This window comes from Bacillus sp. ISL-34 (assembly GCF_018613325.1).
Classification (GTDB): Bacteria; Bacillota; Bacilli; order Bacillales; family DSM-1321; genus Peribacillus.
Genome location: NZ_JAGGQJ010000026.1, coordinates 1 through 12357, shown reverse-complemented (window position 1 = coordinate 12357; position 12357 = coordinate 1). Strand labels below are relative to the sequence as shown.

Below are 12357 nucleotides of genomic sequence, written 5' to 3'. Positions count from 1 at the left end.
GCTTTTTTCTATATAAAAACATGTTTTGCAGGGTTTAATTAATTCAGGATTTGAACTTTAACGTTTTTAACGCCCCAATTCACGGCATCTTTTTCGTTAGGTATAAAAATGTCCACTCTATTTCCTTTGATGGCACTGCCTGTATCAGCTGCCGTCGCATAGCCATAACCCTCTACATAAACTTTAGATCCTAGCGGAATGACTGATGGGTCCACTGAAATCACCTTTGCATCAGGATTAGCTTTCAAGTTAACTCCTGTGGCTGTTGTACCGCTGCAGCCTTGACAATCAGCCGTATAGGCAGTTGCTCTAACAGTGATTTCTTTTTCGATTCCTGCTTGATCGCTGGATTCATTGTTCGAGTCTGCTTTTTCTGATGATTCTGCTGGTTCCGATTGTTCAACCGGCTTTGTTTGTTCTGCTGGTTCCGATTGTTCTACTGGCTTTGTTTGTTCTGCTGGTTTTGATTGTTCTACTGGTGCAGCTTGCTCTGATTTCTGCGCAGGCTCTACACTTGCAGCTTCGACTTTGTTAGCTGCAGGTTTAATGACCAGTTCTTGAGCAGGATGGATTGTATCTGAATTTAAACCGTTCCAAGATTTAATATCATTTACCGCTACATCATATTTGTGTGCAATTTTCGATAATGTGTCCCCTGACTTTACTTTATAATGCTCTTCTTGAGAAATATGTATGGTTTCTCCGGCATAAATCGCGTCTGAAGACAAATCGTTCCAAGACTTAATATCTTCTATTGATACTTTATATGTTTGAGATATCCCCCATAATGTGTCTCCATCTTTCACTTTGACATCTTCTGCTTGTACCGGAATTGTGAATGCACCGGATATAGCAGCCGCTGCCGCTAACGATAAGATTGATTTTTTCATATGTTGTTACCTCCTTGTGAGCTGCTTTATAAGCTACGAGTTAAATCTTAACATAGTTTTTTTCTATACAAAGAACAAACAGATAAAGAATAGATGACAAACATCACAGTAAGATAACGGGACTATAACAAGATTTTATAATATTCTGAAAAAACATAATTTTCCAGATAATTTCCTTTCCAGACCAGGGGAGTCATATTATGCATTACCCAGGCATAAGAATTAAAGGCCATATCTTTATAAAGGAGGTATTTTTTTGACACGCGAAAAGACTTTTACCTTAGTAAAGTCATATAAACCTTTCCATAGTAAATTCGATCCGTGCCCGCCTATTGGGAGAAAGTACTACAGGACACCTCCTAATTTGTATATTAATTTTCAACCGCCGAATTTGGAGCAGTTCACACCGGAGGAAGCTTTGAAATATGGTACACTTTGGAAATTCTTTTATGACTTTTATGATAATCCTTATCGGGAAAGGGAGACGTAAATGAAAAAGAAACTGGATGATGAATATTATCAGTTGCTTGAACAAATACAGGCTGCCGATTTCGTACTTGTCGAGTTGACTCATTATTTGGATACACATCCTAACGACCAGCAGGCTTTACAGCAATTCAATCAATTTCATGAATACTCAAAACAATTAAAATCGGTTTTTGAGCCTAAATATGGTCCATTATTGGGATTTGGAAACAGTCCAGGCGGTGAAAATAAATGGGAATGGGGCCAAGGCCCTTGGCCATGGCAGGTATAAGGAGAGGTAGCTATGTGGGTTTATGAAAAGAAGCTTCAATATCCAGTTAAAGTAAGAGACTGTAATCCTCGATTGGCAAAATATTTAATAGAGCAATACGGGGGTGCTGATGGTGAGTTGGCTGCAGCACTCCGTTACTTAAATCAACGATATACAATTCCAGATAAAGTGATTGGCCTGCTGACGGATATCGGAACGGAAGAATTCGCCCATCTGGAAATGATTGCCACGATGATTTATAAGCTTACAAAAGATGCCACACCTCAGCAGATGGCTGCAGCCGGGCTAGGGGACCATTATGCTAATCATGATCATGCCCTTTATTATCATGACGCAGCGGGAAATCCATGGACTGCCACTTATATCCAAGCCAAAGGAGACCCCATTGCAGATTTATATGAAGATATCGCCGCTGAGGAGAAGGCCAGAGCAACCTACCAATGGTTGATTGACATCTCGGATGATCCTGATATCAATGATTCACTCAGGTTTTTGCGTGAGAGGGAAATTGTCCATTCGATGAGGTTCAGGGAAGCTGTGGAGATTTTAAAAGAAGAAAAAGGTAAAAAGAAGTTCTTTTAATGAAATTCACATAAAAAAAGGCAGCGGAGAAAATCCGCTGCCTTTTTTTCATTTACGGTCTGAAGAATATGTCCATCCATCTTCCTGATAAATCTTTTCTTCTTTCATAAGTTTACCGAGAGCACGCTTGAACGCTCCCTTGCTTAAACCGAAGTGAAACTTGATATCATCTGGTGGCGTTTTGTCACCATAAGGCATTGCACCGCCGCGATTCATTAAATAAGTGAAAATGACATCAGCATCTTCCCCCATTAAATCTTGTTTAAAGGGGATTAAAGAAACGTTAAGCGTTCCATCTTCTTTACTATCAATGACGCGCCCTTCAACTAATTCACCAAGACGGGGCTCCTCCTTGCGTTCACTTTCGTGAATGAAACAGCGGTACCCTTCTTGTGAAATAAAGAAAGACCCAACCATAAGCAAACGATAGACATTTCCCTTAATACTGGTGTTTCGCACTCCTTTTAAAGGGGCTGTCACTGCAATCTCCTGAATAACATCTTCCGTTGCAAGTTTACCAAACAGGCGGTCATTACGGTCTGTCTTAAGGGATACATATAGACGATCACCAACCTCAGGCCATAAACGATCAATATTCGGAAGGTCGTCCAGGGATACAAGAATATCTTTGGAAAGACCGATGTCCACAAAAACACCCAGTTTCCTTTTCACATTGACAACTTCCGCCCAGCCATACTGATCAATTTGAATTTCGGGTATCTTCATTGTCGCTGTTAGCCTTGCTTGTTTGTCATGGTAGATGAACACAGTTACTTCATCGCCAATCTCAAGTTCCGTTCCTTCATTCATTTCATTATGATGAAGTAAGACATCTTCTGAACCATCTGTTAAAAACCATCCGAAATCAGCCTTACGTTCCACTTCTAACTCTACAGCCATGCCGGCCTGAATTTTTTGCATGTATAAAAATCCTCCTGTAACTTACCTTTACCTACAATTGTACCCAATTATTTATTTTTCCAACATATTTGAATTTATCATTTTTTTCTTGTTCTGTATACCTATTACGTTTTTTTATTTTTTAACCCTTGTTTTCTTCATGGAATGTCTGCGGGACCAGAATATGCCCTTGTTTACCGTTACTTAATAAGGTATGCATGATCACTTTGGATAAATGGCTCGGTTTATACGGTTTAACTAAATAATCGTTATCTCCCAAGGAAATTCCCTTCTCCCTTTCGTCAAGTGCAGTCGATCCAAAAACGGGAATCTCATTCAAATCAGCGGATCCTTTTATTCCAGCCGTCCATCTCTCCCTCTTCAAGAAGGATATCCAGTATAATGGCATCCGGAGGTGAGGTTTTTAGCTTTTGAAATGCCTTTCTACCACTTTTGAAATAGCTGACGTGGAATATTGCCATCTTGCACTTAAAATTTTTCAAAAGGTTTACTTATTTACCTGACTAATCTTCTAAACCCGCGATTTCAAACTCTGGTGTTTCGGTGATATAATTTTAATAATTAACTGAAAGGAAACAGAAATCATTCATGACAAAAAAATTGTATTACACGTCCACCAAGACTTCCCAATGGGATACCAAAATTCGGGATACCATTGAAGAAAATGGCTTTTACTATATCACTCTTGAAGAAACCGCTTTTTATCCCGAAGGGGGCGGTCAGCCTGCAGATACTGGTAAAATAGAAGGAATCACCGTTCTTGACGTTATAAAAGACAATGATGGAAAGATTCTTCATAAGATGGATAGACGGCCAGATTCAGAGATCGTTCATTGTGAACTTGATTGGTCCCGCCGCTTCGACCATATGCAACAGCATAGCGGCCAGCATTTACTCTCTGCTGTCTGCAGGGAACTGTTCGACTCTAATACGGTCAGCTTTCACCTTGGGAAGGAATATTTAACGATCGATATAATGTCAGGATTTCAATGGACTGAAGTACATACGGCAGCCGCTGAAAAGCTAGTTAATCAATATATTATCGAGAATCGCGAAATACTTATCTATTACGTGACGAACGAGCAATTACAGACGCTTCCTGTCGTCAAAATGCCTAAAGTTTCAGAGAATATCCGTATTGTTGAGATAGAAGGGATCGAATATAACCCTTGCGGTGGAACCCATGTAGGGCGTACCGGGGAGATTGGCTTAATAAAAATTTTCAAAGCGGAGAAGCAGAAAGAACATACCCGTCTCTATTTTAAGTGCGGCTTCAGGGCATTGAACGATTATTCCGAAAGTCTAGGAATTCTTTCGGCATTATCGAATAAATTCAATACCGGACGTACAGAGATTCTGAATAGGGTGGAGAAACTGGAAAATGACTATAAGCAGCTGCTATCGGCAAACGAAAACTTAAAACTTGAAAATGCAAATTATCTTGCTGACTCCCTGCTTGCAGAAAATGGAGGGGGATTCATCTCTCATATTTTCGAAGATAGCTCAACGAAAGAACTGCTTTACCTTGCAGGTACGATTGTAAAAAAGGAAAAGGTTACCGTATTATTAGCATCACGTAAGGAGCAAAAGCTCATCCTCTCACATAGTGGGGCCATCCCCTTTCATTGCGGGCAATATTTTAAAGCTGAACTCAGTACCTATAATGGGAAAGGCGGAGGGAACGAACAGACTGCACAAGCAGGTTTTGCGTCACAAAATGACTTAATCGCTTTTTACCAATACACAGTTGAAAAATTAGGCCATAATCCTTGTGTATAATACCGATCCGTAATGGATGGCATACGTGATGAACATATGGAAATCATGACTTTTCAGAATAAGAAAAGAGGGATAAATTTATGTCCTCTCTCGAATTTGTAGACAAAAAGGGGTTTACCTAAAATTTCAAAACAAAGTTGATTGGAGCGGGTGTGCGAGACTCCTGCGGGAAAAGCGCGTCGAGGGGAGACCCCGCAGGCGCACGGCGCCGAGGAGGCTCCCGGACCGCCCGCGGAAAGCGAGTACCTGGAGTGGAAATCGACGTTCGAGTTTTTATGAACCCTCATAAAAACTGAGACAAACTTGATTTTACATCGAGTTTGTCTACAGTCTGAAGAGAGGACAAACTAAGCCCTCTCTCTTTTTATTCTACTATTTTCAAATTCCCTAATCCGTGTTCTTCAATATGAAGATGATATTTTTCCTCAAGCTCCATGATACGTTTAAACGCTTCCTCCTGATTATATTCATGGTTTTCCGACTCCTCGGCAAACTCTTTTCTAGCCATATGATAGGCAAGCTTATCTCTGAACACTCCTTCTTCATACTCATCTATGACTTCATGGAGTTGATCCTCCAATTCCCTGCTTAAATCAAAAATTCCATACTCCTTCACAAACTGTACTCCTTCCATGCCAAAATCTTTGGCAAAGGAATTGAGATACTGTTCCATCTCACTAAATTCTTCTTTATTAACTTCAGTATCGGAAGCAACCCAATATCCGTACTGAACCATTTTGAATAATGTTTCATACTGTTTCTTGGTAAAATTGATTTTCATTGTCGATACTCCTTTTCCGGTTTCCTTACAACAAAAAGAATAAACCGCAATGGAACAAATGTCCAATGCGGTTTATCTCAATCCAGTATTTCCGTTACAGAAAAATAAGCTGCTTTTTCCGTATCTACTACATAATGGCAATCGCCTTTAACTAAATTATAATAACGGTGCTTTTGAATGTTTGAAATCATTTGAGTTGAGTCATCGCCTTCTACCTCATGCTCTAGTTCTTTACCGCCCGGAAAATAAAAACCAACTTTCAATTTCATCTTTCTCATCCTTCCCTTCGTCTGGTTGAATCACTCTTTTATTTCATATCCTTTCTCATGCAGTTATAAACATAAATAAAATGCTTATTAACTTTTCCCATGATATTCTAGGGGAAAATACGAAAATCAGAAGGTGTTTTTATGAAGATAAGGAAAGCCATAGAACAAGATGTAAGTGGAATAGCAAATGTACATATAAACAGCTGGAAAACGACTTATAAAGGAATCCTCCCTGATCAATATTTGTCTTCCTTGAATCTGGAAGCCAAAAAGAAAAACTGGCTAAGGAATTTAAAGATGCTGCATAATGCCACCTTTGTAGCCGAGAACGCCAATGGGGAAATCATCGGTTTCGCTGCCGGCGGACCTGAACAAACGAATGATCCGCATATTCAAGGAGAAGTATATGCCATTTATTTTTTACAAGAATATCAACGACAGGGACTCGGCCGAAAAATGATAAAAGCGGTCATACATGAGCTTATGAAAATGGAACATAAGAATTTAATAATATGGGCATTAAATGATAATCCTTCATGCGGTTTTTACAGAGCACTTGGCGGTCAAGTGATAGCTGAAAAAACAGTTAGAATGGCAGGCATCGAGCTTATCGAAGTCGGTTTCGGGTGGGAAGATATTCAGGATATCCTTTTGCATTTGTGAGCGTATCCCGAGGAGGATGGTTATTCTCCACCCTTCCCCTCTCATGTCTCGATAAGGAAAGCCTTTTTCTCATTACCTAAAAAATAAAGCCGGTGCAATGGCCTAGTCATTGTTACGTACAGCAATTTGATATCAAGTTCATTTCCATGGCAATAGGATTCTTCGAGGGATATTGCAAATACGACATCGAATTCGAGACCTTTGGCTTGATATGAAGGAACAATCAACGTTTTATCTTTTGGGATGTTTCCCGCTTCATCTATTAAATGAAAGCCTTGATGGAGTCCACTTAGTTTCTCGTTTGCCAGTTTGCAATCTTTCATCGTTTTGGCAATAACGGCAAACGTATTAAAACCTTCTCCTTTAAGGCTTGCAATAAGATCGATCAGCTCTTTTTCCCAACCTTCCTTTCCAATGGCAATGAATTCTGGATCCTTGCCATGACGGACTACAGGTTCAACTTCCGGGAAATCGTATGTTAACAACTGAAGTATTTCATTAGCTTGTTTCATTATTTCAACAGTTGTTCTGTAGCTTTTTTGTAATTCAGTATAAGTCGCCCGAGGGAAAATGCGACTGTGAACCTCGTCCCATGTTTGAAGTCCGCGGTATGAATGGATGCCTTGTGCAAGATCGCCTACAAGTGTGAACATATCGGTATCCACTGCCGTCTTTAGTGCCTGTAACTGCATGAAGCTATAATCCTGTGCCTCATCAATGACGACATTTTTTGCTTTGTTTTCTTTATCGATACCAAAAAGCCGTTCCTGAAGATATAATAATGCTCCTAAGTCCTCCATCTCATAACTTTTAGCAGAAAATAATTTATGATTATACTCACATAAAACACTGGCATCTTCAACAGTAAGTTTACCGTTGCTGTACGAGGAGAGACGCTCCGGATCTTGGTATAATTCCTGATAGTAATCCAGGAGATCTTTACTTTTGAATTGCTTAAAATACCCTTTTACCGAAGTACGGATCGCCTTTTGGACCTGCCCTATCCTTTCCTCTTTTTTATCGAGGCATTTTGTAACAAATTCTTTGCGAATGACTGGATCGATATTCTTATATAGAGCTTTCTCAATTTTGGCATCATAAAAATCAACAACACGTTCAAGCATTATTTTCTTTTTCAATTTCACTTCATTTTGTAATATGGCCTTCAGTTTGTCCAGCCTGCTGTATAACGGTAAATACCAATAATCCTCTTCCAATAATCTAATAAACTTCTTAGCGGAATAGAGGCGATATTTATCACAATAAAAATCAGCATCCGGGTGAAACCCCCTGAAAATATCCTTTACATATTCGTCCAATATATATTTAAAGGCAGGAGAGCCCTTCAGACCTGATATCCAGACGGCTGAATTGATTTCTTCATCATCCTTTTCCAGCAATCGGGTTAATTTATCATCCGCGACAAGCTTCACTTGCTTTCCTATCGCTGCCTGAACATATTCGGAAAATGTGAATTGCTTTACCTTTTCGACACCCAATTCAGGTAAAGCTTCAGATATGTAATCAATGAAAACCCGGCTCGGAGCAAGAATCATTAATTGTCGCGGATCGAACAAGTCTTTATAATGATAAATGAAATAAGAAATCCTATGTAGAGCAATTGTGGTTTTACCACTGCCCGCTGCGCCCTGGACAATGATAGGTTTATTCAAATCTGCACGAATGATTTTATTTTGTTCTTCCTGGATCGTGGTAATGATATCTGTCAATCGATTGCTGGAACTTTTGGAAAGGGATTCCTGCAACAATTCATCCGTGGTTGTCAAATCAATGTCCCTTATCTCCTCCAAGATACCTTTTTCTATCATTAGCTGTCTTTTTAAAGTGATGTTCCCGCTGAATGTCTCCCCTTCCGCTTCATATTCTATTTCACCAATCCGTCCCTCATAATACAGGTTTGCAATCGGTGAACGCCAATCGACGATGATCTGTTCCTGGCTTTCCCTCTGATAAAGCGATGTTTTTCCGAAATAAAGGACTTCGCCTCTATCACCGTCATTCCTTTCAAAATCCACTCTTGCAAAGTAGGGTTTTTTACTTGCCTTGCGTAAACTTTCAAGTTCGGTTTTGGACATCTCAAAAAAGTTGGCCGTTGTCAGCAGCTGTGAATATAAGGCTGATTCAGACCAATCGGCATCGCCAAAAGCTTCTTGCATATTCCTCTGAAATTGATCTTTGCTTGTTTCTGATGTTTTGATGACTACGTCGATATAACGTTTCGTAAAATCCAGCCGCTGACGTTCCTGTTCGAAATCAGGGTGATTACCCAATAAAATCACTTCCCCTTCCTTGTTTATTTATCAAACTTATTAAAATGCCGATGCTAAGACGAAATGGACATTTATACTATCAGAAAAGCCAAAGGTTGACAAATCTGGAGACATAGAATTATATAGTTGTAATTTACCTTCCCTGATATTTCATATAATTCGAAGAATACTCTATATATTCCTGATTGGATTTAGCTATAATATGTTGACTTATGAAGGAACATTCAAAATGCCTCGGTTATGACTTTATTCAGCAATTGTCATCAATTCTTAACATAAATAACGCTAATTTAATGTTTTATTGGAAACTCACATTATATACTTAAATTACAATTACATAATTTTTTTAAGAAAGTGGGTCCTGTCATGGAAATAAATAAAAGACAACCAATGCTATCCCCTAAATTAATCCATGAACTTGAAATTTTATCATCTAAAACAAATATGCCTGTTTCTGAATTATTGGAAATATCTGTAGTATCGTTGCTAGAAAAAGTGAATAATACCAAAGAACACAATGTTGGACTTAATAATAAAGAAATGATTTTAAGAAATAAAATCATCATTAATCAAAATAAAGAGGTTTTGAATAACAAAAGCACTTGACCATAAAGGTTAAGTGCTTTTTGGTTCCTAACTGCCACTGTATTAATAGTGATATTCTATCGTGGTTTCCAATGTAATATTTAAACCTTAAAAAGTAATTTACCCGCATATAAAGTAACAGCAAAATTCACTTCATGTTTAAAAAATCGTACCGGATTTGAAATTGTAGATTTGCATAAAAAAAAGCAGCTATTAAACTGCTTATCAATTAATCATGGTTTATTTGATGTCACGTACGTACCTGCTATGAAATCGTGTATCGCTCTATGATCTTTTCTTATGCCAACCATGAATGCACTGACAATAAACCCTATCCCTAATGTAATGGCATAGACCAAAGCTGCAACTATATACCTCAATAGCATTGTGCCTATGCCTAATTTTTTGCCGTCCATCCTTACTATGCGTATTCCCATCATCCTTTTACCCACTGTATAGCCATACCATAATATCGGGACAATCAGCATGTAAAGAAAGTTGAAAAACGTTGAAAAATTCTCATTTTCCCAATCACCGGTAATCAACCCGAATATTATCGCTAATGGTAAAGACACTATTATGCCATCCAAAAAACCTGCTAAAAGACGTTTCCAAAAACCTACTGAATCGCTCATATAAAATCCTCCTGTTGCGTTAGTTACAGTTACCTATATTACCAATTACAAGGTTGTTGCGTAATGAGTCTTTATACCTATATTTTTCTTCAACAAGAAAAACAACTTACATTATTGGTGACAATTTATAAACAAAATTAAATCTCTGTGTAATTTTTGCTTATAAACGTTTGTTTTTGCTAATCTGCCTTTAATTTTCCTAAGAAATAAGATACAATTTAACGAACGGCATTTAAATATAATTGGACATAAACTGCTGTTTGTGTGAATCAGCGTAAAACTAATGAAACAAAGTGTTGGACACGTTGAAACAAAAGTATTTTGGAGGAATGTAAATAAATGATTACTGTAAATAATGTTGGTTTACGCTATGGCGATCGTAAACTGTTTGAAGATGTTAATATAAAATTCACGCCTGGTAACTGCTACGGACTGATTGGTGCGAATGGTGCGGGTAAATCCACTTTCTTAAAAATCCTTTCAGGTGAAATTGAAGCGCAATCCGGTGATGTCCATATGGGGCCTGGCGAACGCCTTGCCGTTCTAAAGCAAGATCACTTCGCTTATGAAGAGGAAGAAGTCCTTAAAGTTGTCATTATGGGACATGAAAGATTATATGAAGTCATGCAAGAAAAAGATGCCATCTATATGAAGGAAAACTTCACCGACGAAGACGGAATGAAAGCGGCCGAACTTGAAGGTGAATTTGCCGAATTAAACGGCTGGGAAGCTGAACCTGAAGCTTCAATCCTCTTAAAAGGCCTTGGCATTGCAGAAGATCTGCATACAAAGAAAATGGCTGAATTGAACGGTGGCGACAAGGTTAAAGTATTGCTTGCCCAGGCATTATTCGGTAAACCGGATGTTCTTTTACTGGATGAGCCTACCAACCACTTGGACTTAAAAGCGATCAAATGGCTGGAAGAATTCTTGATCAACTTTGAAAACACTGTTATCGTAGTTTCCCATGACCGTTACTTCCTTAACAAAGTTTGTACACATATCGCGGATCTTGATTTCGGTAAAATCAAAGTTTATATCGGTAACTATGACTTCTGGTATGAATCAAGCCAGCTTGCCCTTAAACTGACTCAAGATGCCAATAAGAAAAAAGAAGAAAAAATCAAAGAGCTTCAAAATTTCATCGCTCGATTCAGTGCCAATGCATCCAAATCGAGCCAAGCGACATCCCGTAAGAAATTATTGGACAAAATCAGCTTGGATGACATAGAGCCTTCTTCGCGCCGCTATCCATATGTCGGCTTTACACCTGATCGTGAAATCGGGAACGACCTGCTTCGTGTAGATGGAATTTCGAAAACGATTGATGGCGTAAAAATATTGGATAACGTCAGCTTCACGATGAATAAAGGCGACAAGATTGCATTTGTCGGTAAAGATGAGATCGCTAAAACAACAATGTTCAAAATCTTGGCAGGTGAAATTGAACCGGATAACGGCTCATTCAAATGGGGCGTTACGACCTCTCAGGCATACTTCCCTAAGGATAATGCTGAATTCTTTGAAGGTGTCGATTTAAATCTTGTTGATTGGCTCCGTCAATATTCTCCTAATGATCAGAGTGAAAGCTTCCTGCGCGGTTTCTTGGGCAGAATGTTATTCTCTGGCGATGAAGTCACGAAAAAGGCAAGTGTACTTTCAGGGGGCGAAAAAGTCCGCTGTATGCTTTCCAAAATGATGTTGAGCGGTTCGAACGTCTTGATGCTTGATGAACCTACTAACCATCTGGACTTAGAGTCGATTACGGCATTGAACAACGGTTTGATCAGCTTTAAAGGGTCCATGATCTTCTCTTCTCATGATCATCAGTTCATCCAAACTATAGCGAACCGAATCATTGAACTTACACCAAAAGGTACAGTCGATAAGCAAATGAGTTATGATGAGTACCTTGAAAATAGCGAATTGCAAAAACAAGTGGCTGAAATGTACAAATAATACTTTAATGAAAGCACATCCTTATTGGATGTGCTCAGTTTGTAGACAAAAGGGGTTCGGAATTAAAAAATTCCGAGCCCCTTTTGAAATTTCCTTTGAATTTTGGCCCAAGGTTGAGAGATTAGGGCTCTACGAGCCCTCTATGTTAGGCCATTTTTGGACCTTGCCATGTCCAATTGGCCATCTTCTTTAAATTAATGGCAGCGAAAGTAAGCATCGGCTGGATCGACAATTTTTTAAGTCCC

General features: G+C 38.9%; 14 protein-coding genes. 7 read left to right on the top strand and 7 right to left on the bottom strand.

Features of this window, described 5'->3' with window-relative positions; genetic code table 11:
• Nucleotides 1-38: 38 nt before the first annotated feature.
• Nucleotides 39-890 (bottom strand): LysM peptidoglycan-binding and 3D domain-containing protein, encoded by an 852-nt coding sequence (locus J7E52_RS18550; RefSeq protein WP_214749791.1) that lies wholly within the window; start codon nt 888-890, stop codon nt 39-41.
• Nucleotides 891-1146: 256 nt separating this feature from the next.
• Between J7E52_RS18550 and J7E52_RS18545 the strand changes: the two genes are divergently transcribed.
• Genes J7E52_RS18545 through J7E52_RS18535 form a run of 3 tightly spaced genes read left to right on the top strand, consistent with a single transcriptional unit; the run spans nt 1147 to nt 2229 of the window.
• Nucleotides 1147-1380: a spore coat associated protein CotJA gene (locus J7E52_RS18545; protein WP_063234475.1), complete on the top strand. Its 234-nt coding sequence runs from the start codon at nt 1147-1149 to the stop codon at nt 1378-1380.
• Nucleotides 1381-1647, top strand: a complete 267-nt coding sequence (locus J7E52_RS18540; protein WP_214749788.1) for a spore coat protein CotJB — start codon at nt 1381-1383, stop codon at nt 1645-1647. It abuts the gene before it with no gap.
• A 12-nt stretch (nt 1648-1659) separates the two neighbouring features.
• Nucleotides 1660-2229: a manganese catalase family protein gene (locus J7E52_RS18535; protein WP_214749785.1), complete on the top strand. Its 570-nt coding sequence runs from the start codon at nt 1660-1662 to the stop codon at nt 2227-2229.
• A gap of 48 nt (nt 2230-2277) precedes the next feature.
• On the opposite strand, the gene J7E52_RS18530 is transcribed toward J7E52_RS18535, so the two are convergent.
• Together J7E52_RS18530 and J7E52_RS18525 are read right to left on the bottom strand one after the other, a co-directional pair.
• A complete protein-coding gene (locus J7E52_RS18530) occupies nt 2278-3150 on the bottom strand; it encodes a CvfB family protein (protein WP_214749782.1) in 873 nt (290 codons plus the stop codon).
• Nucleotides 3151-3271: 121 nt separating this feature from the next.
• On the bottom strand, nt 3272-3514 hold the full coding sequence (locus J7E52_RS18525; RefSeq protein WP_214749779.1) for a response regulator: 243 nt from the start codon (nt 3512-3514) through the stop codon (nt 3272-3274).
• A gap of 224 nt (nt 3515-3738) precedes the next feature.
• Between J7E52_RS18525 and J7E52_RS18520 the strand changes: the two genes are divergently transcribed.
• Nucleotides 3739-4929 (top strand): alanyl-tRNA editing protein, encoded by a 1191-nt coding sequence (locus J7E52_RS18520; protein ID WP_214749776.1) that lies wholly within the window; start codon nt 3739-3741, stop codon nt 4927-4929.
• A gap of 364 nt (nt 4930-5293) precedes the next feature.
• Here J7E52_RS18520 and J7E52_RS18515 read toward each other — a convergent pair whose 3' ends face one another.
• Complete coding sequence (locus J7E52_RS18515) at nt 5294-5710, bottom strand: hypothetical protein (protein ID WP_214749774.1); 417 nt, start codon at nt 5708-5710, stop codon at nt 5294-5296.
• A gap of 77 nt (nt 5711-5787) precedes the next feature.
• Nucleotides 5788-5979, bottom strand: coding sequence for a hypothetical protein (locus J7E52_RS18510; protein WP_034307314.1), 192 nt, complete (start codon nt 5977-5979; stop codon nt 5788-5790).
• 141 nt (nt 5980-6120) lie between these two features.
• On the opposite strand from J7E52_RS18510, the gene J7E52_RS18505 reads away from it, so the two are divergent.
• Entirely contained in the window at nt 6121-6642 is a 522-nt protein-coding gene (locus tag J7E52_RS18505; protein ID WP_214749771.1) for a GNAT family N-acetyltransferase, read from the top strand.
• Nucleotides 6643-6683: 41 nt separating this feature from the next.
• Here the strand turns inward: J7E52_RS18505 and J7E52_RS18500 are convergent, their stop codons facing one another.
• The gene (locus tag J7E52_RS18500; RefSeq protein WP_309476906.1) at nt 6684-8942 is read right to left on the bottom strand and encodes a HelD family protein; all 2259 of its coding nucleotides are present in this window, start codon (nt 8940-8942) and stop codon (nt 6684-6686) included.
• A 357-nt stretch (nt 8943-9299) separates the two neighbouring features.
• Between J7E52_RS18500 and J7E52_RS18495 the strand changes: the two genes are divergently transcribed.
• Complete coding sequence (locus J7E52_RS18495; RefSeq protein WP_214749768.1) at nt 9300-9539, top strand: hypothetical protein; 240 nt, start codon at nt 9300-9302, stop codon at nt 9537-9539.
• Between the two features lie 212 nt (nt 9540-9751).
• Here J7E52_RS18495 and J7E52_RS18490 read toward each other — a convergent pair whose 3' ends face one another.
• Nucleotides 9752-10153 carry an RDD family protein gene (locus J7E52_RS18490; protein WP_214749765.1) on the bottom strand — a complete coding sequence of 134 codons (402 nt, stop codon included), beginning with the start codon at nt 10151-10153 and terminating at the stop codon, nt 9752-9754.
• Between the two features lie 339 nt (nt 10154-10492).
• Between J7E52_RS18490 and J7E52_RS18485 the strand changes: the two genes are divergently transcribed.
• Complete coding sequence (locus tag J7E52_RS18485; protein ID WP_214749762.1) at nt 10493-12112, top strand: ABC-F family ATP-binding cassette domain-containing protein; 1620 nt, start codon at nt 10493-10495, stop codon at nt 12110-12112.
• Nucleotides 12113-12357 lie beyond the last annotated feature (245 nt).

What these genes read in the sequence shown, in the direction of transcription:
- J7E52_RS18535 (WP_214749785.1), top strand. Translation starts at nt 1,660, where the DNA reads ATGTGGGTTTATGAAAAGAAGCTTCAATATCCAGTTAAAGTAAGAGAC.
- J7E52_RS18540 (WP_214749788.1), top strand. Translation starts at nt 1,381, where the DNA reads ATGAAAAAGAAACTGGATGATGAATATTATCAGTTGCTTGAACAAATA.
- J7E52_RS18520 (WP_214749776.1), top strand. Translation starts at nt 3,739, where the DNA reads ATGACAAAAAAATTGTATTACACGTCCACCAAGACTTCCCAATGGGAT.
- J7E52_RS18490 (WP_214749765.1), bottom strand. Translation starts at nt 10,153, where the DNA reads ATGAGCGATTCAGTAGGTTTTTGGAAACGTCTTTTAGCAGGTTTTTTG.
- J7E52_RS18550 (WP_214749791.1), bottom strand. Translation starts at nt 890, where the DNA reads ATGAAAAAATCAATCTTATCGTTAGCGGCAGCGGCTGCTATATCCGGT.
- J7E52_RS18485 (WP_214749762.1), top strand. Translation starts at nt 10,493, where the DNA reads ATGATTACTGTAAATAATGTTGGTTTACGCTATGGCGATCGTAAACTG.
- J7E52_RS18510 (WP_034307314.1), bottom strand. Translation starts at nt 5,979, where the DNA reads ATGAAATTGAAAGTTGGTTTTTATTTTCCGGGCGGTAAAGAACTAGAG.
- J7E52_RS18495 (WP_214749768.1), top strand. Translation starts at nt 9,300, where the DNA reads ATGGAAATAAATAAAAGACAACCAATGCTATCCCCTAAATTAATCCAT.
- J7E52_RS18505 (WP_214749771.1), top strand. Translation starts at nt 6,121, where the DNA reads ATGAAGATAAGGAAAGCCATAGAACAAGATGTAAGTGGAATAGCAAAT.
- J7E52_RS18530 (WP_214749782.1), bottom strand. Translation starts at nt 3,150, where the DNA reads ATGCAAAAAATTCAGGCCGGCATGGCTGTAGAGTTAGAAGTGGAACGT.
- J7E52_RS18515 (WP_214749774.1), bottom strand. Translation starts at nt 5,710, where the DNA reads ATGAAAATCAATTTTACCAAGAAACAGTATGAAACATTATTCAAAATG.